General features: G+C 58.0%; 21 protein-coding genes. 1 reads left to right on the top strand and 20 read right to left on the bottom strand.

The genetic code is table 11. From position 1 onward, the window contains the following. Window positions 1–216: 216 nt before the first annotated feature. The 20 genes from cadC to rpsB form a co-directional block, all read right to left on the bottom strand. Complete coding sequence (gene cadC / locus ACJ8M3_RS21780) at window positions 217–1,773, bottom strand: lysine decarboxylation/transport transcriptional activator CadC (protein WP_033644885.1); 1,557 nt, start codon at window positions 1,771–1,773, stop codon at window positions 217–219. A gap of 89 nt (window positions 1,774–1,862) precedes the next feature. Further along, window positions 1,863–2,252, bottom strand: a complete 390-nt coding sequence (locus tag ACJ8M3_RS21775) for a VOC family protein (RefSeq protein ID WP_047026598.1) — start codon at window positions 2,250–2,252, stop codon at window positions 1,863–1,865. A 107-nt stretch (window positions 2,253–2,359) separates the two neighbouring features. Beyond that, window positions 2,360–4,504, bottom strand: a complete 2,145-nt coding sequence (locus tag ACJ8M3_RS21770; protein ID WP_042785262.1) for a lysine decarboxylase LdcC — start codon at window positions 4,502–4,504, stop codon at window positions 2,360–2,362. Window positions 4,505–4,615: 111 nt separating this feature from the next. Continuing rightward, window positions 4,616–5,575: an acetyl-CoA carboxylase carboxyl transferase subunit alpha gene (accA, locus tag ACJ8M3_RS21765; RefSeq protein WP_004931972.1), complete on the bottom strand. Its 960-nt coding sequence runs from the start codon at window positions 5,573–5,575 to the stop codon at window positions 4,616–4,618. A gap of 12 nt (window positions 5,576–5,587) precedes the next feature. Next, complete coding sequence (gene dnaE, locus ACJ8M3_RS21760; RefSeq protein ID WP_033652500.1) at window positions 5,588–9,076, bottom strand: DNA polymerase III subunit alpha; 3,489 nt, start codon at window positions 9,074–9,076, stop codon at window positions 5,588–5,590. Window positions 9,077–9,153: 77 nt separating this feature from the next. Then, entirely contained in the window at window positions 9,154–9,747 is a 594-nt protein-coding gene (gene rnhB / locus ACJ8M3_RS21755; RefSeq protein ID WP_019455763.1) for a ribonuclease HII, read from the bottom strand. Next, complete coding sequence (lpxB, locus tag ACJ8M3_RS21750) at window positions 9,744–10,892, bottom strand: lipid-A-disaccharide synthase (protein WP_089197372.1); 1,149 nt, start codon at window positions 10,890–10,892, stop codon at window positions 9,744–9,746. The genes rnhB and lpxB overlap by 4 nt, the downstream gene beginning before the upstream one ends. Window positions 10,893–10,895: 3 nt before the next feature. Then, window positions 10,896–11,684 carry an acyl-ACP--UDP-N-acetylglucosamine O-acyltransferase gene (lpxA, locus tag ACJ8M3_RS21745; protein WP_033644878.1) on the bottom strand — a complete coding sequence of 263 codons (789 nt, stop codon included), beginning with the start codon at window positions 11,682–11,684 and terminating at the stop codon, window positions 10,896–10,898. A gap of 3 nt (window positions 11,685–11,687) precedes the next feature. After that, a complete protein-coding gene (gene fabZ / locus ACJ8M3_RS21740; RefSeq protein WP_004931962.1) occupies window positions 11,688–12,143 on the bottom strand; it encodes a 3-hydroxyacyl-ACP dehydratase FabZ in 456 nt (151 codons plus the stop codon). A gap of 160 nt (window positions 12,144–12,303) precedes the next feature. Further along, window positions 12,304–13,326 (bottom strand): UDP-3-O-(3-hydroxymyristoyl)glucosamine N-acyltransferase, encoded by a 1,023-nt coding sequence (gene lpxD / locus ACJ8M3_RS21735; RefSeq protein WP_033649808.1) that lies wholly within the window; start codon window positions 13,324–13,326, stop codon window positions 12,304–12,306. 3 nt (window positions 13,327–13,329) lie between these two features. Beyond that, window positions 13,330–13,827, bottom strand: a complete 498-nt coding sequence (skp, locus tag ACJ8M3_RS21730) for a molecular chaperone Skp (RefSeq protein WP_025304031.1) — start codon at window positions 13,825–13,827, stop codon at window positions 13,330–13,332. A 156-nt stretch (window positions 13,828–13,983) separates the two neighbouring features. Further along, the gene (gene bamA, locus ACJ8M3_RS21725; RefSeq protein WP_063990766.1) at window positions 13,984–16,410 is read right to left on the bottom strand and encodes an outer membrane protein assembly factor BamA; all 2,427 of its coding nucleotides are present in this window, start codon (window positions 16,408–16,410) and stop codon (window positions 13,984–13,986) included. 35 nt (window positions 16,411–16,445) lie between these two features. Then, window positions 16,446–17,801 (bottom strand): sigma E protease regulator RseP, encoded by a 1,356-nt coding sequence (rseP, locus tag ACJ8M3_RS21720; RefSeq protein WP_025304033.1) that lies wholly within the window; start codon window positions 17,799–17,801, stop codon window positions 16,446–16,448. 27 nt (window positions 17,802–17,828) lie between these two features. Continuing rightward, window positions 17,829–18,671 (bottom strand): phosphatidate cytidylyltransferase, encoded by an 843-nt coding sequence (gene cdsA / locus ACJ8M3_RS21715; RefSeq protein WP_033644875.1) that lies wholly within the window; start codon window positions 18,669–18,671, stop codon window positions 17,829–17,831. Between the two features lie 9 nt (window positions 18,672–18,680). Further along, window positions 18,681–19,439, bottom strand: coding sequence for a (2E,6E)-farnesyl-diphosphate-specific ditrans,polycis-undecaprenyl-diphosphate synthase (gene ispU / locus ACJ8M3_RS21710; protein WP_033644874.1), 759 nt, complete (start codon window positions 19,437–19,439; stop codon window positions 18,681–18,683). A 268-nt stretch (window positions 19,440–19,707) separates the two neighbouring features. After that, a complete protein-coding gene (gene ispC, locus ACJ8M3_RS21705) occupies window positions 19,708–20,913 on the bottom strand; it encodes a 1-deoxy-D-xylulose-5-phosphate reductoisomerase (protein WP_046687715.1) in 1,206 nt (401 codons plus the stop codon). Between the two features lie 157 nt (window positions 20,914–21,070). Then, entirely contained in the window at window positions 21,071–21,628 is a 558-nt protein-coding gene (gene frr / locus ACJ8M3_RS21700) for a ribosome recycling factor (protein ID WP_025160240.1), read from the bottom strand. Window positions 21,629–21,747: 119 nt separating this feature from the next. Further along, entirely contained in the window at window positions 21,748–22,473 is a 726-nt protein-coding gene (gene pyrH / locus ACJ8M3_RS21695; RefSeq protein ID WP_004931940.1) for a UMP kinase, read from the bottom strand. A gap of 148 nt (window positions 22,474–22,621) precedes the next feature. Next, window positions 22,622–23,473, bottom strand: coding sequence for a translation elongation factor Ts (tsf, locus tag ACJ8M3_RS21690; RefSeq protein WP_033644872.1), 852 nt, complete (start codon window positions 23,471–23,473; stop codon window positions 22,622–22,624). A 129-nt stretch (window positions 23,474–23,602) separates the two neighbouring features. Next, complete coding sequence (rpsB, locus tag ACJ8M3_RS21685; RefSeq protein ID WP_016929891.1) at window positions 23,603–24,328, bottom strand: 30S ribosomal protein S2; 726 nt, start codon at window positions 24,326–24,328, stop codon at window positions 23,603–23,605. Between the two features lie 345 nt (window positions 24,329–24,673). Here rpsB and map point away from each other — a divergent pair, with 345 nt between their 5' ends. Beyond that, window positions 24,674–25,468, top strand: coding sequence for a type I methionyl aminopeptidase (map, locus tag ACJ8M3_RS21680; RefSeq protein WP_028127527.1), 795 nt, complete (start codon window positions 24,674–24,676; stop codon window positions 25,466–25,468). Window positions 25,469–25,504: the final 36 nt, after the last annotated feature.

Genomic DNA, 25,504 nt, shown 5'->3' with positions numbered 1-25,504 from the left:
TGAGGTTTTTGATTAACACATCAAGATAAAAAGGTAAGCTAAAGAAAAGATAAACATCGTTAAAAAACAGGATAATAACCAGGTTAATCACGAATAACAAACGGCAGAAAAGGAACGATATTGCGCAGCAAAATAACACAATGGCGCAACATGTCTTCACCAATAAATAACGCCGCCGGAATTCCCTGAGAATAATGGCGGCGTGGTTCTGGTGAATTATTGGCGCTGATAGTTATTTAAATAAGGCACCACGTTGGTCAATGACGTCTGGAATACGCCATTGGTGATCCAATGCAAGGTATCTTCACCGGGGCGCAGGTTGAACGCGGTAATATAAGAATCCGCCGCCAAATGATTCTGCCCCTGCATTTCATACACTTTGCCCAGCAGCACATAATTCAGCCACGACATTTGCAACTCAATCCCCAGCTCGATCGCCCGGTGCGCATCGTCAATGCGTCCCTGCGCCAGCGCATCAACCGCCAGAACTTGCTGCACGATCGGCGTATTTTTCAATTCGGGGATCGTCGCCAGATGGCTGATATCGGCGCGCAATTGCGCCAGCCCCTGGCTGTCGAACGGTTGATAAGAGTTGCGCAGCACATCCACCAGCGCTTTTTCCGCCAGCAGGTAGTGGAAATTAGGCGCGCTTTTAATCAGCTCGCTCAGCTGCGCGCTGGCGCGAGTCAACGAATCGGCGTCGCCATGGATCAACAATTGATGCGCCTGGTAGAAGCGCTGCAGCAGCGGCCCGTTGTCCGGCAGCAGCTGCGCCAGACGCTGTTCCAGCTGCGGCGGCCAGGGCTGTTTCAGCGCGGCGGACAGGCTGGCGAGGAAGTCGCTTTGGATCTTCAGCTGGTTATCGGCGGTAATGAAGTAACGCTTGTCCAACATGATTGAGCTGTCGGCGTTATCCACCAGCCGCACGGACAGGAAACACTGCTGGGCGCGGTAGTGGCGCTGATTGACGAACTCGATATACAGCGACTTGCCGGAGTTGCTGGGGCCGGAATAGTTGTAATTGGTTTGGTCGTGCACCAGGAAGGTCGAGTAGGTGTTGAGCGAATCGGTGATCAGCTCGCTGACGCCCACCACATAGGAGAGCTGCGGCATCCAGTTGCTGCAGCTCTCGCCGCCCTGGATGCGGATATCGATGTCGCGCGGGTTAAGCAGCACCGGCATGGTCGATACCGGCACGCGTTGCGACAGCGTGGCGATGCCGACAAACGCCACGCAGACGCTGAGCGCCGCCAGAAACGCCAGCCACACCCAGAACGTCGAGCGGCGATAAAAGCGCGGCTGCTTTTCGCCGGGCGCGGCAACCGGCGTTCGGGTCCGGCTCGGCGGCACGTACGGCGTATCGTCTTCATCATCGCTGCCGTCTTCCGGCTCATGCATGATCACCGCAATCTGCGGCGCCGGCGCAGGGGCGGGCTGCGACTCCCCGTCTTCACACCAGATCACCGAAGCCGCCAACTTATACCCGCGCTTAGGCACGGTGATAATGTATTCCGGACTGTCGCTGTCGCCGTCTTTCAGGTATTTGCGCAGTTCTGAAATGCATTGGGTCACCACGTGATTAGTGACGATATTGCGCTTCCAAACGCTATCGATCAGCTCGTCGCGGCTCAACACCACATCGGGGTGCCGGGCGAAATAGCACAGCATGTCGATCAGGCGCGGTTCCAGCGTTTTCTGGCGGCCGTCACGGCTGATGGTATTGTCGGCAGGGGTAACCAGCCACTCCCCGACGCGAAAAGCAGGCTCTTGCATGGCGGAAATAACTCTGTAGGCATGTGGGGCAAGGGCGCGATCATAGCATAATCGCCCCCGGCTGTGGCCGCCGGGAGGCGATTAAGCCGTTAACTCTCGTATAATTCTAACGGTAAACCATCGGGATCGCTGAAAAAGGTAAAACGAGATTGAGTATAAGGATCGACGCGTACCGGTTCGCAGGCGACGCCGGCCGCCTGCAGATGGGCGATGGCTTGGTCTATATCGTCAACGCTGAACGCCAGATGGCGCAGGCCGCAAGCCTCCGGGCGGCTGACGCGGGCCGGCGGCGAAGGGAAAGAAAACAGCTCGAGGGTGTATTGCCCGTTGAGCGCCAGATCCGCTTTCCAGGAGTCACGCTCCTCGCGGTAAACTTCACTCAGCAGGGTAAAGCCGAGAATGTCGCAATAGAAATGCTTACTGGCGGCGTAGTCCGCGCCAATGATCGCGATGTGATGCACCTGACGTAATGCCAGCATAGAAACCCTCTCCTGTTCATTCTGATGGTGCACGGTATCCGGCGGCGATGAGGCCGTCAATGAGGAAGCCCGGCGCATCTTTCCAAACCGCCGGGCGCATTATGGCCTTATGGCTGCGGGGCTTTCAGCACCTTCACCAGATAGCGTCCGTCTTCCGTCAGCTTGGCGCCGTGGATATCGGTTTCAAAACCGGGATAGCGCTCGCCGATCGAGCACAGCATCAGCAGGAAATCGAGCACCGCCCGGCTCTCTTCGGTGATCATTTCCCCCGGCATCACCAGCGGCACGCCCGGCGGATAAGGCAGGATCATATTGGCCGCCACCTTGCCCACCAACTGATCCAGCTCGCAGGTTTCCACATTGCCGCGCACCTGCTCCTGGAACATCTGGTGCGGCGTCAGCTTCATTTCCGGCAGCACGTCAAACGCCCGCTGCATTAGGCGCGGCAGATCGTGTTGGCAGATCAGGCGATGAATGCCGGCGGCCAGATCCTGGATGCGCATATGGCGATAGAAATCCGGATCCTCGGCGTACAGATCCGGCAGCATGTTCTTCACCCGCAGGTTGAGATCGTAGGCGCGCTTGAAGTCGGTCAGGCCGCGCAGCAGGCTCATCGCCTTGGTTTTATCGATGCCGATGCTGAACAGGAACAGCAAGTTGTACGGCCCGGTCTTCTCCACCACGATGCCGCGCTCGTCGAGGTACTTCGCCACCAGTGCCGCCGGGATCCCCTCTTCCTCCAGCGCCCCCAGCTCATTCATGCCCGGCGTCAGGATCGTCACCTTGATCGGATCGAGATACATATGATCGCGATCGGTCTGGCCGAAACCGTGCCAGTTATCGTCCGGATCCAGCGGCCAGCACTGCGCTTCATCGATCTCTTCCGGCTGCCAGATATCGAAGAACCAGCTGTCGCTTTCCTCGCGCAGCCGCTGCACTTCACGGCGAAAATGCAGCGCGCGCTCCACCGAACGGTTGATCAAGCGGCGCCCCGGATTGCCGCGCAGCATGGCGGCGGCGGTCTCCATCGACGCCACGATGCCGTAGTGCGGCGAAGTGGTGGTGTGCATCATGTAGGCTTCGTTGAAGGTGCTCTCGTCGTAGTCGCCCTTGATATGAATCATCGAGGCCTGCGAGAAGGCCGCCAGCAGCTTGTGGGTGGATTGGGTTTCGTAGAAAACCTTACCGGGCACCCGATCGCCGCTCATGCCGCTCTTGCCGTCGTAAATCGGATGGAAGTTGGTGTAAGGCACCCAGGCGGAGTCGAAGTGGATCGACGGCACCTCCAGCGTCTGCTTGATGTAGTCGGTGTTGTACAGCAGGCCGTCATAGGTGGAATTGGTGATCACCGCATGCACCGGCCAGGTGGCGTTCGGGGTCTCCTGCACCCGGGCGGCGATGCTGGCGCGGGTAAACTCGCGCTGCGGAATACCGCCGAGGATGCCGTAGGCGTTGCGCAGCGGGCGCAGATAGATCGGCACGATATCGCTCATCATCAGCAGGTGGCACAGCGATTTGTGGCAATTGCGGTCGATCAGCACCGTGCTGCCCGCCGGCGCTGAATACATGCCGACGATCTTGTTGGCGGTGGAGGTGCCGTTGGTGACCAGATAGCTCTGCTCGGCATTGAAGGTGCGCGCGATGTACTCTTCGGCCTCCAGATGCGGGCCGGTGTGATCCAGCAGCGACCCGAGCTCGGTGACCGAAATCGAGATGTCGGCCTTCAGGGTATTGGCGCCGAAGAAGTCATAGAACAGGCAGCCCACCGGGCTTTTCTGGAACGCGGTGCCGGCCATGTGGCCCGGCGTGCAAAAGGTGTACTTTCCTTCGCGCACGTAGTTGAACAGCGCCTTGGTCAGCGGCGGCGTAATGGTGTCGATGTATTCCGCCGTGTATTGCTGGATGCGCTGCGCGATATCGTCTGCCGCATTCAGGCCATACTCGAAGAAATAGAGCACCATGCGCATTTCATGCAGGCTGACGTCGAAGGTGGAGTGAGTATTGATAAAGGCGTACAGCGGCAGGTATTCGTTCAGCTCGTTGATCTCGCTGCACAGCTCCAGGCTGTAATCGTCCCAGTCGAAGATCACGCCGCAGATGCGGGCATTGGCTTCGATCAGCTTCAGCAGGTCACCGCTGTTTTTGGGGTATACCAGCTGGAATCCCATCGCGCCCAGCGCCGCGTGGAGCTCGCGGATCGGCTCATCTTTGTAGTAGACGCCCGTCGGGCCCATGATGGCGATGATATTCATCGGCAGCTCCTGTCAGTTAACGGCCAAGTCTCTATAACACCACGAAAATCCGGCGGTGTGTAGCCAAAAAAAAACCGCCCGAAGGCGGTTTATTACCGTGAAGATCGCAACTCAGCAGTAGCCGTAGTTCATCAGACGCTGGTAACGGCGGTTGAGCAACTCTTCGTCGTTCAGGCCATCCAGATCTTTCAGATCGGCCAGCAGCTGCGCTTTCAACGCGGCGGCCATCGCCGGCACGTCGCGGTGCGCGGAACCCAGCGGCTCCGGGATCACCGAGTCGATCAGCTTCAGCTCTTTCAGACGCGGCGCGGTGATGCCCATCGCTTCCGCGGCCAGCGGCGCCTTGTCGGCGCTCTTCCACAGGATGGAGGCGCAGCCTTCCGGCGAAATCACCGAGTAGGTGCTGTACTGCAGCATGTTCACCTTGTCGCCCACGCCGATCGCCAGCGCGCCGCCCGAGCCGCCTTCACCGATGACGGTGCAGATGACCGGTACGTTCAGGCGCGACATCTCACGCAGGTTGCGCGCGATGGCTTCCGACTGGCCGCGTTCTTCCGCGCCCACGCCCGGATAAGCGCCCGGGGTATCGATAAAGGTGATGATCGGCATTTTGAAGCGGGCGGCCATTTCCATCAGGCGCAGCGCCTTGCGGTAGCCTTCCGGCGCCGGCATGCCGAAGTTGCGGCGGATCTTCTCTTTGGTCTCACGGCCTTTCTGGTGCCCGATGATCATCACCGGGCGGCCATCCAGACGCGCAATCCCCCCGACGATCGCTTTGTCGTCGGCGTAAGCGCGATCGCCCGCCAACTCTTCGAAGTCGGTAAAGATATGTTTGATATAATCCAGGGTATAAGGACGGCGCGGGTGGCGTGCCAATTGGGCAATCTGCCAGGCCCCAAGATCGGCAAAAATCTTGCGCGTCAGCTCAACGCTCTTTTCACGCAGGCGCTGAACCTCTTCGTCCAGATTAATATCTAATTTTTCGTCTTGACGGCTGACTGCAGTCAGCGAGTCAATTTTCGCTTCCAGCTCTGCAATCGGCTGTTCAAAATCAAGAAAATTCAGACTCATAGCATTCCTATTTTAGTCAAATTCCAAGTCCACCTGCTCATTGCCTACCAACGTCCGCAAGTCTATCAACAAGCGGTCGGTGGGCGTCACGCGCCAGGTTGCGCCAAAACGCAGCTTGGCTCGCGCATCTTCCCGTTGATAGTAGAGATGCACTGGAATCGTCCCCGAGCGATGGGGTTCCAACGACTGACGGAGACGGTTCAAAAGCTGGTCATCAATTTGCCTGTCAGTCAGCGAGATAGCAAGCCCGCGAGCGTATTTTTCCCGGGCTTCACTGATGTCCATTACCTCGCGGGCCATCATTTTAAGCCCGCCGCTAAAGTCATCAAAGCTGACCTGTCCACTGGCGATAAGGATACGGTCTTTTTCCAACAAATGCTGGTATTTTTCTAACGCTTCGGTGAATAGCATCACTTCCAGACGGCCCGAACGGTCATCCAGCGTACAGATGCCGATGCGGTTGCCGCGCTTGGTCACCATCACCCGCGCGGCGACCACCAACCCGACGGCGGTAGTCATTTTGCCCCGATCCGTCGGGTGCATGTCTTTCAAACGCTGGCCACCGGCGTAACGTTCGATCTCCTTGAGGTATTGGGTGATCGGGTGGCCGGTCAGGTACAGCCCCAGCGTTTCCCGTTCACCGTCCAACACCACCTGCTCCGGCCAGGGCGCGATGTTGGCGTAGGATTGCTCCACCTGCTCCGGCGCTTCCGCCAGCACGCCAAACATGTCCACCTGGCCGATAGCTTCGGCTTTCGCATGCTGATCCGCCGCTTTCAACGCGTCGCCGAGCGAATTCATCAGCGCGGCGCGGTGTGGCCCAAGGCGATCGAACGCCCCGGACATGATCAGTTTTTCCAGAATGCGGCGGTTCAGTTTCTTGATGTCGGAGCGCGCGCAGAGATCGAACAGGTCTTTGAAATAACCTTGCTCGCCGCTGTTGCGCGCTTCGATAATGGCTTCGATCGGCCCTTCCCCCACGCCCTTGATGGCGCCGATGCCGTAAACAATCTCGCCGTCGTCGTTGACGTGGAAGTGATACAGGCCGCTGTTGATGTCCGGCGGCAGGATCTTCAGCCCCATGCGCCAGCATTCGTCCACCAGACCCACCACTTTGTCGGTGTTGTCCATATCGGCGGTCATCACCGCCGCCATAAACTCGGCCGGATAGTGCGCCTTCAGCCACAGCGTCTGGTACGACACCAGCGCGTAGGCGGCGGAGTGCGATTTGTTGAAGCCATAACCGGCGAATTTCTCCACCAGGTCGAAGATTTTCACCGACAGTTCGCCGTCGATGCCGCGCGCTTTGGCGCCGTCTTCAAAGCCGCCGCGCTGCTTGGCCATTTCGACCGGGTTCTTTTTACCCATCGCACGGCGCAGCATGTCCGCGCCGCCCAGGGTATAGCCGGCCAGCACCTGGGCAATCTGCATCACCTGTTCCTGATACAGGATGATGCCGTAGGTTGGTTCTAGCACCGGCTTGAGCGACTCATGCTGCCACTGAATGTCCGGGTAGGAGATCTCTTCGCGGCCGTGCTTGCGGTCGATGAAGTTATCCACCATTCCCGACTGCAGCGGCCCCGGACGGAACAGCGCCACCAGTGCGATCATGTCTTCGAAGCAGTCGGGCTTCAGCCGTTTGATCAGGTCTTTCATGCCGCGCGATTCAAGCTGGAACACCGCCGTAGTTTCCGAACGCTGCAGCATGTCGAAGCTTTTCTTGTCGTCGAGCGGGATGGCGGCGATGTCGATCGGTTCCAGCCCGGTCTTGGCGCGCCGGGCGTTGATCATCTCCAGCGCCCAGTCGATGATGGTCAGGGTGCGCAGACCGAGGAAGTCGAACTTCACCAGCCCGGCGTATTCCACGTCGTTCTTGTCGAACTGGGTCACCGGGTGGTTCCCTTCGGCATCGCAGTACAGCGGCGCGAAGTCGGTGATCTTGGTCGGCGCGATCACCACGCCACCGGCGTGTTTACCGGCGTTGCGCGTCACCCCTTCCAGCTTGCGGGCCATGTCAATCAGCGCTTTGACCTCTTCGTCGGCCTCGTAAATCTCCGGCAGCTGCGGTTCGGCGGCGAAGGCTTTCTCCAGCGTCATGCCCGGATCCGGCGGCACCAGTTTGGAGATGCGATCGACGAACCCGTACGGGTGCCCCAACACGCGGCCTACGTCGCGGATAACCGCTTTCGCCGCCATGGTGCCGAAGGTGATGATCTGCGATACCGCTTCGCGGCCGTACATCTCCGCCACGTGCTCGATTACCTGGTCACGTTTCTCCATGCAGAAGTCGACGTCGAAGTCGGGCATCGAGACACGTTCCGGGTTCAGGAAGCGTTCGAACAGCAGGTCGAATTCCAGCGGATCGAGGTCGGTGATTTTCAACGCATAGGCCACCAGCGAACCGGCGCCGGAGCCTCGCCCTGGGCCCACCGGCACGTTGTTGTCCTTCGACCACTGGATAAATTCCATCACGATCAGGAAGTAGCCGGGGAACCCCATCTGGTTGATCACTTTCAGCTCGACGTCCAGACGCTCGTCGTATTCCGGGCGGCGCTGCGCGCGCACTTCAGGATCGGGGAACAGGAACTCGAGGCGCTCTTCCAGCCCCTCTTTCGATTTGAGTACCAGGAAGTCCTCGGTACTCATATCGCCGGTCGGGAACTGCGGCAGGAAGTACTCGCCGAGGCGAATGGTGACGTTACAGCGTTTGGCGATTTCGACGCTGTTCAGCAGCGCTTCCGGGATGTCGGCGAACAGCTCGCACATCTCGTCTTCGCTGCGCATGTATTGTTGCGGGCTGTAGTTGCGCGGCCGCTTGGGATCGTCCAGCGTAAAGCCGTCGTGGATGGCGACGCGGATCTCATGGGCGTCGAAGTCATCTTCCACCAGGAAACGCACGTCGTTGGTGGCCACCACCGGCAAACCGCGCTCGGTGGCCAGCGCCACCGCCGCATGCAGATAGTTCTCTTCGTCCGGGCGGCCGGTGCGGATCAACTCCAGGTAGTAGCAGTCGGGGAAATATTGCTGGTAGAAATCCAGACACTGATCCACCTGCGCCTGGTTGCCGCGCAGCAGGAACTTGCCGACGTCGCCCTGACGCGCGCCGGAAAGCAGGATCAGCCCTTCGCGATGTTCAATCAGCCAGTCGCGATCGATGATCGGGCCGGCGGCGCCGTAGCCGCGCTGATAGGCGCGGGAAATCAGCAGCGTCAGGTTCTGGTAGCCTTCGTTGTTGCTGGCCAGCACCGTCAGCTGAGCGAGTTCGTCGCCCAAGACTTCGCTTTGCACATGGAAATCCGCGCCGATGATCGGTTTGATCCCGGCGCCGTGCGCGCTGCCGTAGAACTTCACCAGCCCGCACAGGTTGGTGAAATCGGTGATTGCCAGAGCAGGCATGGCTAACGCGGCGGCTCTTTTCACCAGCGGCGCCGTCTTGGCCAATCCATCAATCATGGAGTAGTCACTGTGGACGCGCAGGTGAATAAAACGAGGTTCGGCCATCTCCAGATACCTGATTGAAGGGGCTCAGCGTGCTGAGCCCGGGTTAATGCTATCGTCGAGCCGGTCAGGCTCGCAGGCTACAGCGCGAGCGCCCTTTTCACCGGCGCGAAGCTGCGGCGATGATGCTCGGTGGCGCCCAGCGCGGCCAGCCGCTCCAGGTGGAAGGCGGTCGGGTAGCCTTTATGCTGCGCGAAACCGTAGTCCGGGAACTCGCTGTCCAGCTCGGCCATTTCGCGATCGCGCGTGACCTTCGCCAGAATGGACGCCGCGCTGATCTCCGCCACGCGGCTGTCGCCCTTCACCACCGCCTGCGAACGCATCGGCAAGCTCGGGCAACGGTTACCGTCGATTAAAACCATGTCCGGCGCGATATGCAACCCGGCCACCGCGCGCTGCATCGCCAACATGGTGGCGTGCAAAATGTTCAGCTGGTCGATTTCCGCCGGTTCGGCGCGCCCCAGGCTCCAGGAGAGCGCTTTGGCGACGATTTCGTCATACAGCGCCAGCCGGCGTTTTTCACTGAGCTTTTTGGAGTCTGCCAGCCCGACGATCGGCTGCGCCGGATCGAGGATCACGGCGGCGGTGACCACTGCGCCGACCAACGGGCCGCGGCCCACTTCGTCCACACCGGCAATCAGCGTGGCAGCGGGATAGATAAAGGGTTCAATCATGCTTTCGCCAGCTCCAACACAGCCTGAGCGGCCTGTTCGTCCGCACCGCAACGGATGCTTTGGTGCAAGGTAAGGAAAGTCTGTTTCAGCGCGTCGGTTTCCGGGCTCTCTTCCAGCAGCGGCATCACGGCGGCGGCCAGTTTGTCCGGGACGCAGTCATGCTGCAGCAGTTCGGTGACGATCTCCCGCCCCGCCAGCAGATTCGGCAGCGAGACATAAGGCGTTTTCACCAGCTTCTGCGCCAACCAGAAAGTGAACGGCTTCATGCGATAGCCCACGACCATCGGGCACTTGGCCAGCATGCATTCCAGCGCCGCCGTGCCGGATGCCAGCAGCGCCGCGTCGCTGGCGATCATCGCTTCACGCCCCTGCCCATTCAGCAGATGTACGGTCAGATCCGGCGCCACTTCGGCCTTGATGTGCTCAAACTGCTCACGCCGTTTGGCGTTGACCAGCGGCACCACCACTTCCAGCTCGGGATAACGCGTACGCAGCAGCTGCGCGGTTTTGAGGAAGTCGGCGCTCAGCATCTCGACTTCGGCGCCGCGGCTGCCCGGCAACAAGGCCAAACAGCGCGCCTGCGGAGCGATGCCAAGCTGAGCGCGCGCCGCCAACCGATCGGGCTGCAGCGGCATAGCGTCCGCCATGGTGTGACCGATAAACCGGCAGGGGACGTTGAAACGATCGTAAAACGCTTTTTCGAAAGGGAGAAAGGCCAGCACCAAATCGGTGGCTTTGCCTATTTTGAAAACGCGCTTTTGTCGCCAGGCCCACACGGAAGGGCTGACATAGTGGATGGTGCGAATGCCGCGCTGCTTGAGGCGGCCTTCCAGCGTGATGTTGAAGTCCGGCGCGTCGATGCCGACAAACACGTCCGGCCGCAGCTCACCGAAGCGGCGGGTGAGATCCTTGCGGATCTTCAACAGGCGTGGCAAGCGCTCGAGCACCTCCACCACGCCCATTACCGCCAGCTCTTCCATTTCGTACCAGGCCTCGCACCCTTCGGCCTGCATCAGCGGGCCGGCGACGCCAACGAAACGCGCGTCAGGGATCTGCGCCTTGAGCGCACGGATCAAACCGGCGCCGAGAATGTCACCGGAGGTTTCTCCGGCGACCAATCCGATAGTCAATGGACGATTCGACATAACTCAGCGAATGATGCCACGGGTAGAACGGGTGAAGAAATCGAGGTACTGCTGCACCACCGGCTGCTCTTTGGCCAGGGCTTCGATTTCCGCTTTCGCTTCATCCAGCGTTTTTTCGCTGCGATACAGGATTTTGTAGGCGTTGCGGATCGCCTGCATTTCATCCTTGTCAAAACCGCGGCGCTTGAGGCCGACCGCGTTGACGCCGAACGGCGTAGCGTGGTTGCCCTGAGCGATGACGAACGGAGGCACGTCCTGAGCGACACCGGAACAACCGCCTACCATCACATGCGCGCCGATAATGCAGAACTGATGGATCGCCGTCATGCCGCCGATGATGGCGTGATCGTCGATTTCCACATGCCCCGCCAGCGTGGCGTTGTTGGCCAGCACGCAAGCGTTGCCAACTACGCAGTCGTGGGCGACATGCACGTTGACCATCAGCAGGTTATCGTTGCCCACTTTGGTCAGGCCGGTGCCCTGCGCGGTGCCGCGGTGGATGGTGACGCTTTCGCGGATGCGATTGCGATCGCCCACTTCCACACGCGTCGGCTCGCCCGCGTATTTCAGATCCTGATTCACTTCGCCGATAGAGGCGAACTGATAAATCTGGTTATCGCGGCCAATCTTGGTAATGCCGTTCACCACCACGTGGGATTTCAGCACCGTGCCGGCGCCGATTTCCACCTGGGAGCCGACGTAGCAGAAAGGGCCGATATGCACGCCGGCGCCAATCACGGCGCCTTCTTCGACTATCGCGCTAGGATGGATAAAGGCGGTTTGGTCAATCACGGATTAAGCCTCCCGGCTGCGGGCACACATCATGGTTGCTTCGCAGACAATTTTACCGTCAACGGTCGCCACGCCTTTGAAGCGAGTCAGACCGCGGCGAGTTTTCTCGAAGGTGACTTCCATGACCATCTGATCGCCTGGCACCACAGGGCGCTTGAAGCGAGCTTCATCGATACCAGCGAAGTAATACAGCTCGCCCGGTTCCAGTTTGCCGACGCTTTTAAACGCCAGGATGCCGGTGGCCTGCGCCATGGCTTCCAGGATCAATACGCCTGGGAAAATCGGTTTGCCAGGGAAGTGGCCCTGGAAAAACGGTTCATTCACCGATACGTTCTTCACCGCACGCAGATATTTGTGCTCTTCAAACTCGAGGACGCGGTCGACCAGCAAGAACGGGTAACGGTGAGGAAGCAGATCCAAAATTTCTGCAATATCCAGAGTATGAGTGTCAGTAGTCAAAATACTCTTCCTGTCTCTAAAAACTGATGGCATCAACAACACGGCCTGCGCTGACCCCAAAAGGAGATCATCATGCAGGCCGCAAATTAACATCTCTTTGCGCTTTTGGTCTCACGACCAACGCGTTTCGTTTTGTACCCGCGAGAGCGGGCGGCAATGACTAGTCTTTTCCGACTTTACGTTCGACAGCTTTCAAGCGCTTGCTGATCTCATCGATATTCATTACCAACGCAGCGGTTTTACGCCAAACCTTGTTAGGCTGCAACGGAATGCCCGAAGAGTATACCCCAGGTTCGGTGATTGGTCGCATAACCATTCCCATTCCGGTAACAACAACCTTGTCGGCAATTTCCATGTGACCGTTGATCACGCTGGCGCCGCCAATCTGGCAGTAGCGGCCGATTTTCAGGCTGCCGGCCATGATCACACCGCCGGCGACGGCGGTATTGTCGCCAATCACGACGTTATGTGCAATCTGGCATTGGTTGTCGATGATAACACCATTCCCGATTTGGGTGTTATCCAAAGCGCCGCGGTCAATGGTGGTGCAAGCGCCGATTTCGACGCGATCGCCGATAATCACCGTGCCCAACTGAGGGATCTTGATCCACTCGCCGCGCTCATTCGCATAGCCGAAACCGTCTGCGCCGATCACGGTGCCCGACTGAATCAGGCAGCGCTGGCCGATTTCGACCGCATGATAAATCGTTACGTTCGCCCACAGACGCGTTCCCGCGCCGATGCGTGCGTGTTTGCCGATGAAGCAGCCCGGGCCGATAACCACGTTATCGCCAAGCACCGCACCCGACTCGATCACCGCGTTCGCCCCAATGGCGACATTCTGCCCCAGCTGCGCTTCAGGCGAGACAACCGCGCTTGGCGCGATATCCTGAGCCGGCGACGGCGTGGTGTCCATCAGTTGCGCCATGCGCGCATAGGTCAGGTAAGGGTTCTTAACCACCAGCGCCGCAGCACGGCAGTGTGGTAAATCCGCTTCGGTAAGCACCACGGCGCTTGCCTGGCAGGAAGACAGCTGCTCTTGATAGCGGCTGTTTGACAAAAACGTGATTTGGCCAGGCTGTGCCGAATGCATAGAAGCAATGCCGGTGATGACGAGATCGCCATCACCGTGCAATTGTGCATCCAACTGCTGCGCTAAATCAGCCAGTCGAATTGAAAGCATGTGTTATTTAACCTGTTTCAGCACGTCAGCAGTGATATCTTTGGAAGAGTCTGCATAGGCAACGGCGTTGGCGTCGATCACCACGTCATAACCGCCTTTGCTCGCGACAGATTTCACCGCGTCCTGAATGCGGCTCAGGATCTTGTTACGCTCTTCCATCTGGCGACGACGGTTGTCCTGCTCGAAAGCCTGGGCTTTCTGAGAGAACTGCTCGCGCTGCGCCATCACGTCTTTTTCCAACTTGCTGCGGTCGCTGGCTTTCATGGTAGCGCCGTCACGCTGCAGACGTTGCATTTTGGTCTGCAGGCTACGTTCCATGTTCTGGAGTTCGCTTGCACGGCCTTTAAACTCGTTTTCCAGCTGTTTAGCGACCGTTTCGCGGGCCGGCAGCTGTTGGAAAATGCTGGAGACGTTAACGACAGCGATCTTATCTGCTGCCTGAACACCAGCTGAAGCAGCCATTGCTAAACCGAGGCCTGCGGCACACAACCACTTTTTCACTATAAACTCCTTACCATCACCCATTTGTGTCATATGACACTGAAGTACACAATTTGCCAGACTTATCCCACCAAACAATGAGAATCATCTCCCTCTGCCGGCGGGCGCCTGGCCATTGCGATTCTTAATAACTGTTATGCCCAGAGGCGAGACCCGTTACCAGGTCTTACCGATGTTAAACTGGAACTGTTCGGACTTGTCGCCTTCGTATTTCTTGATCGGGTTGGCGTAAGAGAACACCAACGGCCCCAGTGGCGACATCCACTGCAGCGCGATACCGGCGGAAGAACGAATATTACTGGCCTTGCTGTAATCCGGCACGCCGTACATCAGCGTTTCGTTGGTATTCTTCCACTTGGTATCCCACACGGTACCGGCATCGATGAACAGCGACGTCCGCACCGAGTTGGCGTATTTCTCGCTGATGAACGGCGTCGGGGTAATCAGCTCCAGGCTGGCGACCGCCATGGCGTTACCGCCCACCGCGTCATCCGAGCTACAGATGCTCTGACGATCGGTCGTGCTGCCGGCGTTGAACTGACACTGGTACGAGTTGGAGTTGTAGTACACCGCCTTCGGACCAATGGTGTTGGACTGGAAGCCACGCACGGTGCTCGAACCACCGGCATAGAAGTTCTCGTAGAACGGCATTTCCTTGCCGCCCAGCCCATCCGCGTAACCCAGACGGCCGCGACCCAACAGCACCCAGGTGCGATCGTCGTTGATCGGCACGTACTGTACGCTGTCCAGCGTCACCTTGTAGTATTCGTTGTCCGAGCCCGGAATGGTGACCTTGCCGTTCAACGTTGTGCGGTTACCCGACGTCGGGAAGTAGCCGCGGTCCAGGTTGTTGTAGGTCCAGCCCAGGTTCAGCGTAAAGTCGTCCGTCGAGTAGCTGGCGCGGTCAGTCTTGTTCGCATCCACGCCCATCGAGTCGAGGTAACGCCACATGGCGATCTGCGGCTGCATGTTCGACAGACCGTTGTGGACGTAGCCCAGGCCGGTACGCAACGAGTTGTTTTCGTTGATCGGGAAGCCCAGCGTGCCGTCGATACCGTAACTCTTGTTGGTATAGTCCGACAGATCCGCGTCATCCGCCTTAAAGTCGTTGTAGAAGATGCGGCCGCCCAGGCTCACACCGTCAACGGTGAAGTACGGGTTGGTGACCGACAGTTCGGTATAGGTCTGGTAGTCGTTCTTGGTGCCGCTGATGCCGACCGAGTAGCCGGTACCCAACCAGTTATCCTGCTGCACGCCGGCCTGGAAGCTGACGCCGCTCTCGGTGCCGTAACCGACGCCGAAGTTAAAGGTACCGGTGTTGCGTTCTTTAACCTTGTAGGTCACGTCGACCTGATCGGCAGTGCCCGGCACACGCTGGGTTTCCACATCGACCGTTTCGAAGTAGCCCAGGCGGTTCAGACGCTCCTTGCCCTGCTCGACCTGCTCGTTGCCGAGCCAGGCGCCTTCCATCTGGCGCATTTCGCGACGCAGTACGGAATCCTTGCTGGTGTCGTTGCCTTCGAACTTGATGCGGCGCACGTAGAAACGGTTGCCCGCGTCAACGTTGACGTGCAGCTTGACGGTTTTATCCGCGTCATTGATCTCCGGCTGGGTGCCGACGCGCGGGTAGGCGTAACCATAACGGCCCAACATCGTTTTGATGTTGTCTTCCATTTTGGTCACTTTGCTGCCGTTATACAGCTCGCCCGGCTCGATTTTGGTGATCTGAGCGACTTCCGCCGAGTGGCCGGCCAGGTTGCCGTTCACGACAACATCAGAAAGCTTGTACTGATCGCCTTCGGTGATGTTGATGGTGATGTAGATGCCTTTTTTATCCGGCGTCAGGCTCACCTGGGTAGAATCGATGTTAAAGCGGGCATAGCCGCGATCCAGATAGAAGCTGCGCAGGGTTTCGAGATCGCCCGCCAGTTTTTGCTTCTGGTATTTGCGATCGCCGACCAGGTTCCACCACGGCACTTCGTCACGCAGTTGGAAGCGCGAGATCAGTTCATCGTTGGTGAAGGCATGGTTGCCGACGATGTTGATTTGTTGAATCTTGGCGGAGACCCCTTCCGTGAACACCAGCTTCAGGTCGACACGGTTGCGCGGCAACGGCGTGACCACGGCTTTCACCGAGGCGCTGTATTTACCAACGCTGTAATAGAAGTCTTCCAGCCCTTTTTCAATGCTGGAAATCGTGGTGCGGTCGAGCGCCTCGCCCACCCGGACGCCGGAGGCTTCCAGGTTTTGCTTGAGCATGTCATCCTTCACCGACTTGTTGCCGGAGAAAGTGATGCTGGCGATGGTAGGACGTTCCTTCACCTGCACGATCAAGGTATTACCATCGCGCAGTACGCGCACGTCCTCGAAGTTGCCGGTGGCAAACAAGGCACGAATGGTATTACTGATGTCATCGTCAGTGACGGTATCGCCGACGCGAACCGGCATGTTGAGTAACGCCGCACCGACGGCAACTCGCTGCAGGCCTTCGAAATGAATGTCTTTCACTACGAACCCGTCTGCACCGTATACGGTGGCGCTGCCAAACAGCAGCGACGCTATGAGCAACTTTTTCATCGCCATCGTTGTTATGCGTTCTTCCTAACCTATCCCCGCCCCTAAAGGCGGGAAAAATCATTGAAAAGTGCAAGACCCATCAACAACACCAACACGATCGAACCTATGCGGTAGCTGTAGTCCTGTACTCGCTCGGAAACCGGCCCACCCTTCAGCTTTTCTATCGCCAGGAAGAGGAGATGCCCACCATCTAACACCGGTAATGGGAACAGGTTGATGATCCCCAGGTTGACGCTAATCAACGCCAGGAACATCAGATAATACACGAATCCGACTCCGGCTGACGCCCCAGCTCCCTGTGCAATCGAGATCGGGCCACTCAGGTTGTTCAGCTTTACATCACCGGTTATTAATTTGCCCAGCATGTTGACCGTCAGCCGCATCAGCTGCCAGGTCTTGTCGCCGGCCTGATACAGCGCCGGGAACGGTCCATACTGGCGAATCGTCTTATACTCTTCCGGCAGCGGCAGCACCTTTGGAATGATGCCTGCAAACCCCACCGATTTGTCTTTTCCCACCGGCTTTGTATCCGGTATCAGCGTCAAAGACAAGGGGGCGCCGTTTCTTTCAATCTCCAAAGCCAGCGGTTGCCCCGGGCCATCGTGGATACGCTTCACCAGCGTCTGCCAACGACCCAACGGCTGACCATCGACTTTAACGATCCTGTCCCCCGCTTGTAAACCCGCCTTTTGCGCCGCCGAGTTCGGCTGCACTTCCGCCAACACGGATTCGATCTGCGGGCCGCGCGGCATAATCCCCAGCGCGACAACGGGATCCTGCTTGTCCGGTTCAAAGTTCCACTGGCGCAAGTCCAGGGTTTTGGTCACCACCTGCGAAGAGCCGAACGGCGCTACGCCGACTTCGGTTTGCGCATCGCCAATCTTCGCCACCAGCGCCAGACGAACTGACTCCCAATCAGGCGTTTCGATGCCGTCAACCGACTTTAGTTCCATGCCAGACGAAATTTCAGCCTTGGCGGCGATCGATTGCGGCGCGATTTCGCCGATCACCGGACGGAAACTCGGCACGCCGATGATGAACACCAGCCAGTAGGCAAGGATAGCAAACAGGAAGTTGGCGATGGGGCCGGCGCTGATGATGGCCGCGCGCTGCCAGACGGTTTTATTGTTGAAGGCCTGGTGGCGCATCTCCGGCGCCACCGACTCCACGCGCTCGTCCAGCATCTTCACGTAGCCGCCGAGCGGGATCAGAGCGATAACGTACTCGGTGCCCTGGCGATCGGTTCGGCGCCACAGCGCCCGGCCAAAGCCGATGGAGAAGCGTTCAACGCGCACGCCGCAACGACGGGCAACCCAAAAGTGTCCGAACTCATGCACGGTAATCAAGATACCGAGCGCAATCAGAAACGCCACCAGGTTCCAAAGCACGCTGACCATCATCCCTCACTTTCCGTCATCGACGGATTAAAACACCAACAGCATCAGGCAGGCAAACACCGGCACCGCCGCGGTCAGGCTGTCGATACGATCCAGTATGCCGCCATGACCGGGAATCAAATGCCCGCTGTCCTTGATGCCCGCTTCGCGTTTGAACATGCTTTCGGTCAAATCGCCCAGCACCGAAGCCAGCGCGGCGATCACCGAACAGGCCAGCAGCGTGGTCGGCACCACGTTCAGCGGCGCGTAGCGGCCGAACAGCCACGAGATCACCGCCGACGTCAGCAACCCGCCGATCAACCCTTCCCACGTTTTGCCCGGTGAGACCTTCGGCGCCAGCTTATGCTTGCCGAACAGCTTGCCGAACATGTAGGCACCGGAATCCGCGCCCCACACCAGCAACATCACGTACAACAGCCACCAGGCGCCGGTAAACGGGTTTTGCTCGTAGCCGAACTGGCGCAGCGCCAGCATGCCCCAGAAAAACGGCACGATGGTCAGCAGGCCAAACAGCAGGCGCAGCGGGCGCGAATTGCGCCAGATAGCGGCCGAGCCGGGATAGAACAGCACCAACAGCAACGCCGCCAGCCACCAGGCCAACGACAGCCACAGCGAGCCGCTTATCTGCGGCACGGATTGATGGTAAGCGGGGACGCTGAGCATCATCAGCGCAAGCAGAAAACCGCACAGTATCGCCAACCAGATGCGCTGCGAACGGGAGGTAAAACCGGCCAATTGGCCCCACTCCCAGGCAGCTAACATGCACACGACGAGCGTTACCAGAGCAAAGGCCAACGGCGGCAACAGGAACAGCGCCGCGATAACGATCGGGATTAAAATCAGAGCAGTTATGAGGCGATACTTCAGCAAAAGTTCTCCCTAGGACGCATCGGCGCCGTTAGGTGTTGTTCCCCCGAAGCGGCGCTCACGTTGTGCAAATGCATTCAGCGCACCTTCAAAGACAAGTTCATCGAAATCAGGCCAGAGCACATCAGTAAAGTAAAGTTCAGCATAGGCGATTTGCCACAGCAGGAAATTACTGATGCGATGCTCGCCACCGGTGCGGATAACCAGATCCACCGGCGCCAGGTCGCTCATGCAAACCCGCTCGTTCAATAATTCCTCGCTGATCTGATCCGGGTGCAACTCGCCTACCCGTACCTGTTCGGCCAGTTCCCTTACTCCCTGAATGATATCCCAACGGCCGCCGTAGTTGGCAGCGATATTGAGCGTCAGGCCATCGTTATTTTCCGTCAGAGCTTCAGAGCGGCGGATCCGCTCCTGCAAACGCGCGCTGAATCGGCTGATATCGCCGATCACTCGCAGCCTGACGTTATGTTTATGCAGGCTTTTTACTTCACTATCCAAAGCGCGGACAAAAAGCTCCATCAGGGCAGAGACTTCCTGCACCGGACGGTTCCAGTTTTCGCTGCTGAAGGCATAAAGCGTGAGCGCATCTAAATGGTGGCTGGCGGCAAAACTGACCGCGCGGCGAACCGATTTCACCCCTGCTTTATGACCGAAGACACGTAACTTGCCCTGACGTTTGGCCCAGCGTCCGTTACCGTCCATGATAATGGCGACATGGCGCGGCCCCGGGGAAGATGGATTAGCCTCTTGTTGGTTTGCGGACGACATAACTCGTACTTATTTCCTCAATAGAAATATAACTGCCTTTCCGGAACATCAGGCCCTTACGCGCAAAAAAAGCCGTGTGCCCGACACGGCTTTCAGCCTGCCCTGGCGACACCCGGCGCAGCCGGGCCGCCATTGACGCACAAGGCGCCAATCGGGCCATAATTCAACGGTATAACCGCTGACAGGTGGCGCAGACTATACCACCTCAGCGGGGCATGAACAAACGGCCCCGCTGCGGCGCACGCGAATTACGAGCAAAATCGGATAATCACCGTGATCGGCCGCACAACGCGCGAACCCGCTCCTCAGCGGCGGCGCGCGCCTGACGGTCAATGTCTAAGACCGCTTCGATGCTCGTCGGTTCCTGCAGCGCGAGACGTTCCACCACCTGGCGATTGACCGCCGCGATATCGGTAAAGCGAATCTGCTGCTGCAAAAATGCCGCCACGGCGATTTCGTTGGCCGCGTTCAGCGCGGTGGTGGCCGCCTGGCCGGCATCAAACGCTTCGATCGCCAAATACAGGCAAGGATAACGCTCACGCTCCGGTTCGGCGAAGGTCAGCGAACCGATACGGCAGAAGTCCAGCGCCTCCACACCGGAATTCACACGCTGCGGATACGCCATCGCGTGAGCGATTGGCGTGCGCATATCCGGCGTCCCCAACTGCGCCAGCACACTGCCGTCTGCATAGCGCACCATCGAGTGAATCACCGACTGCGGGTGCAGGATCACTTCCATTTGCTCGGCCGAGGCGTTAAACAGCCAGCGGGCCTCAATGTATTCCAGACCTTTGTTCATCATGGTGGCGGAATCCACCGAGATCTTGCGACCCATCGACCAGTTCGGGTGGGCGCAGGCTTGATCCGGCGTCATCGCGGCGAACTGTTCCAACGGCGTGGTGCGGAACGGGCCGCCGGAACCGGTAAGCACGATGCGCGAAACACCATGACTGTCCAGTGAAGAGTATCCCAACTGACGCTGAATGTTCTCAGGCAAACTCTGAAAAATCGCGTTGTGCTCACTGTCGAGCGGCAGCAGTTGCGCCTGGCTTTGCCGCACCGCGTCCATAAACAGACGGCCGCAGGTGACCAGCGACTCTTTGTTGGCCAGCAGCACCTGCTTGCCCGCGCGGATCGCCGCCAGCGTCGGCAACAGCCCCGCGGCGCCGACGATGGCCGCCGTCACTTGATCGACGTCATCCAAAGCGGCCAATTCACAGGCCGCTTGTTCCCCGGCCAACACTTCGGTAGCGACGCCGTTCTCCGCCAGGATGGCGCGCAGCTCGCGCGCGGCGCTTTCATCCGCCATCGCGGCAAACGCGGGCCGAAATTCCATGCATTGCTGCGCCATGACCGCAACATTGCGGCCGGCTACCAGCGCTTTGATCGCAAAACGGTCGAGATTCGCCCTGACCACGGCCAGGGTGCTGGTCCCTACCGAGCCGGTCGAGCCAAGAATGGTCAGTTGCTTCATGAGTTCACTCTGAATAACTGTCTGATGAGATCGGAGGTGCTCCAGTGTGGAACCTTGGACACCGCTTGTCCATGATCTTTCAGTACGATGAAACGGGATCTGCGCCACAAAAAACAAAGCGCCGCCCAGGCGACGCTTTTTTTCTGCGCGATGCTGATTAGAATTCCATCAGCTCTTTTTCTTTCTCCGCCAGCGCGGCGTCGACCAGCTTGATGTAAGCGTCGGTCATTTTCTGAATCTCGTCTTGTGAACGACGCTCTTCGTCTTCGCTGATCTCTTTATCTTTCAGCAGCGCCTTGACCTTGTCGTTGGCGTCGCGACGCACGTTACGCACCGCTACGCGGCCCTGCTCGGCTTCGCCGCGCACGATCTTGATCAGATCCTTACGACGTTCTTCGGTCAGCGGAGGCAGCGGAACGCGAATGTCAGAACCGGCGGAAGACGGGTTGAGGCCCAGATCGGAGCTCATGATCGCTTTCTCAACGGCCTGGCTCAGGCTGCGGTCGAATACGTTGATTTTCAGCGTGCGGGAGTCTTCCACGGTCACGTTGGCCAGCTGACGCAGCGGCGTAGCGGCGCCGTAGTATTCCACCATGATGCCATCCAGAATGCTTGGAGAAGCGCGGCCGGTACGGATCTTGCTGATTTGGTTTTTGAATGCTTCTACGCTTTTTTCCATGCGTGAATCAGCATCTTTTCTGATTTCATTAGTCACGTTGCAAACCCTTGGAAGCTGGTTACTTGGCAGGCGATACTCAAGTATAGCCCGTAATCGTACTCGAAGAGCGCGCGGCGCCTGGCGTCACGCGCTCCGAAAAAGAGGTGTGAACAGCCTTATTTGCTGATCAGCGTACCTTCGTTCTCACCCATCACCACGCGGCGCAGCGCACCGGGCTTGTTCATGTTGAACACGCGGATCGGCAGACCGTGATCGCGGGCCAGCGTAAACGCCGCCAGATCCATCACTTTCAGCTCGCGCTCCAGCACGTCCTGATAGGTTAATTGTTCATACAGCGTCGCATCCGGGTTTTTCACCGGATCGGCGGAGTATACGCCATCCACTTTGGTGGCTTTCAGCACCACGTCCGCTTCGATCTCGATGCCGCGCAGGCAGGCAGCGGAATCGGTGGTAAAGAACGGGTTGCCGGTACCGGCGGAGAAGATCACCACGCGGTTGTTGCGCAGCAGGCTGATAGCCTCTGCCCAGCTGTAATTATCACATACGCCGTTCAGCGGGATCGCTGACATCAGGCGGGCGTTCACATAGGCACGGTGCAGTGCATCACGCATAGCCAGGCCGTTCATCACGGTAGCCAGCATTCCCATGTGGTCGCCCACTACGCGGTTCATGCCGGCTTGCGCCAGCCCCGCGCCGCGGAACAAGTTCCCGCCGCCAATAACTACACCGACCTGAATTCCCAGTTCGACCAGCTCTTTCACTTCCTGAGCCATGCGATCCAAAACGCTGGCGTCGATACCAAAACCTTCTGCACCTTGCAGGGCTTCGCCACTCAGTTTAAGCAGAATACGCTGATATACGGGTTTTGCATTGGTTGCCATGGTGTTCTGTCCTAAGAAGCAGTATTAGTATTGGGGATTTCAGCCGATGAAACGCGCCTGAGGTGAGCATCACGCTGCAGGGCCTGCCACCGGTGTAATTCTGGCTGGATAGTATGGAACCGCCAGACGGCGGTTCCATCGACAGTCATTAAGACTGTTTGCTCATCGCGGCAACTTCAGCAGCGAAGTCGGTTTCGACTTTCTCGATGCCTTCGCCCACTTCGAAGCGAATGAAGTTGGTCACGTCAGCGTTGTGCTCTTTCAGCACCTGAGCAACGGATTTGCTCGGATCCATAACGAAAGGCTGACCGGTCAGAGAAACTTCGCCGGTGAATTTCTTCATGCGGCCTTCAACCATTTTCTCTGCGATTTCTTTCGGCTTGCCGGACTGCATGGCGATGTCCAGCTGAACCTGGTACTCTTTTTCTACCACTTCAGCAGACACGTCTTCTGGCTTCACGAACTCTGGCTTGCTCGCCGCAATGTGCATTGCGATTTGCTTAACCAGCTCTTCGTCAGCGCCTTTAGCCGCAACCAGAACGCCGATGCGCGCGCCGTGCAGGTAGCTGCCCAGCACGTCGCCTTCCAGGGAAGCAACGCGACGAATGTTGATGTTTTCGCCGATTTTTGCCACCAGCGCTACGCGCTCTTCTTCGAACTGTGCTTTCAGCACGTCAACGTCAGTGATTTTGCCGGCCATAGCGGCATCCAGCACTTTGTCGGCGAACGCCTGGAAACCGGCGTCTTTCGCAACGAAGTCAGTCTGGCAGTTAACTTCCAGAATGATGCCGTAGTTGCCTTCGATCTTGGTTTTGATCACGCCGTCAGCAGCTACGTTGCCTGCTTTTTTAGCGGCTTTGATCGCACCGGACTTACGCATGTTTTCGATTGCCAGTTCGATGTCGCCGTTGGATTCAACCAGCGCCTTCTTGCAATCCATCATGCCAGCGCCGGTACGCTCGCGCAGTTCTTTTACCAGGGCAGCGGTAATATCAGCCATTTATTTTTCCTCGGTTATCTCGCGTGGAGACAGTTCTCATTCAGATAAGCAAAGGGGGCCTTTACAGGCCCCCCTAACCAACATATGTCAATACCTGGTTAATAAGGGCTCAGTGACGAGCTTGCCTTATTATTCAGCTTCTACGAAGCCTTCTTCCGCCTGAACGGCCAGATCTTGAGAACGACCTTCACGCACAGCGGCAGCAACAGCAGTCAGGTACAGGTTTACTGCACGGATTGCGTCGTCGTTACCAGGGATGATGAAGTCAACGCCGTCTGGGTTGGAGTTGGTATCAACGATAGAGAATACCGGGATACCCAGGTTGTTGGCTTCTTTGATCGCGATGTGCTCGTGATCGGCATCGATAACGAACAGTGCGTCTGGCAGACCGCCCATATCTTTGATACCGCCCAGGGAGTTTTCCAGCTTGGCCAGTTCACGAGTGCGCATCAGCGCTTCTTTCTTGGTCAGCTTGTCCAGGGTGCCGTCTTGAGACTGGATTTCCAGATCTTTCAAACGCTTGATGGACTGACGAACGGTTTTCCAGTTAGTCAGCATGCCACCCAACCAGCGGTGGTTCACGAAGAACTGGTCACAGCTGTTCGCAGCGTCTTTTACCGCTTCGCTTGCTGCGCGTTTGGTACCAACGAACAGGATCTTGCCTTTACGGGAAGAGATCTTGCTCAGTTCAGCCAGAGCGGCGTTGAACATTGGTACAGTCTGCTCCAGGTTGATGATGTGAACCTTGTTACGAGCGCCGAAGATGAAAGGCTTCATTTTCGGGTTCCAGTAACGGGTCTGGTGACCAAAGTGAACACCAGCCTTGAGCATGTCGCGCATGGAAACAGTTGCCATGATTAAACCTCTATAGATTAATTGGGGTTATGCCTCCACGTATCCCATAACGCCGACCCTGGCGGCGACAAGTCACCTCAGGGCACCCCGGCGGATGTGCCGATACGTGTGTGTTATTTACACAAAATGAGTGCAGTTAAAGTATTTTCGGCTCATTCCCGCCAGGTCACAAGAACCAAGACACGGATCGCCGGCGCGCTTTATACCATAAACCCGCCGCCGACACCAACTTTTGTTGCGTTTCGCCGGGCGTCAGGAAATGAAATTTGGCAGCCCCCGGCCGGGCTGATACCATAAGTCACTGCTTCTTATTGTCGACGATAACGACACCTGCGGACGAATTTCATGGCAATCTCAATTAAAACACCTGATGACATCCAAAAAATGCGCGTGGCCGGCCGCCTGGCCGCCGAAGTGCTGGAGATCATCGAGCCGCACGTCAAACCTGGCGTGACCACCGGCGAGCTGGACCGTATCTGTCACGAGTACATCACCAACGAGCAGCAGGCCATTTCCGCCTGCCTCGGCTATCACGGCTTCCCGAAATCCGTGTGCATTTCGGTGAACGAAGTGGTGTGCCACGGCATCCCGAGCGACGACAAAACGCTGAAAGACGGCGATATCGTCAACATCGACGTGACCGTGATTAAAGACGGTTTCCACGGCGACACCTCGAAGATGTTCATCGTCGGCAAACCGACCATTCTGGGCGAGCGCCTGTGCCGCGTTACTCAGGAAAGCCTGTATCTGGCGCTGAAGATGGTCAAACCGGGCATCCGTCTGCGCACCCTGGGCAAGGCTATCCAGCAATTCGTCGAAGCCGAGAAGTTCTCCGTGGTGCGCGAGTACTGCGGCCACGGCATCGGCGAAGTGTTCCACGAAGAGCCGCAGGTGCTGCACTATGACGCGGACGACGGCGGCGTGGTGCTGCAGCCGGGCATGGCCTTCACCATCGAACCGATGGTCAACGCCGGCGACTACCGCATCCGCACCATGAAAGACGGCTGGACGGTAAAAACCAAAGATCGCAGCTTGTCGGCGCAGTATGAGCATACTATTGTGGTGACTGATAACGGCTGCGAGATAATGACGTTGCGCAAGGATGACACCATCCCCAACATCATTACGCACGAGATGTAAGCACCGCGGCGAACGCCGCGTGCAGAATATCACCAG

Origin of the sequence: Serratia sp. CY55921, from assembly GCF_052167655.1 — a bacterium.
Taxonomy (GTDB): domain Bacteria; phylum Pseudomonadota; class Gammaproteobacteria; order Enterobacterales; family Enterobacteriaceae; genus Serratia; species Serratia ureilytica.
This window is presented reverse-complemented; position numbering and strand designations above follow the sequence as displayed.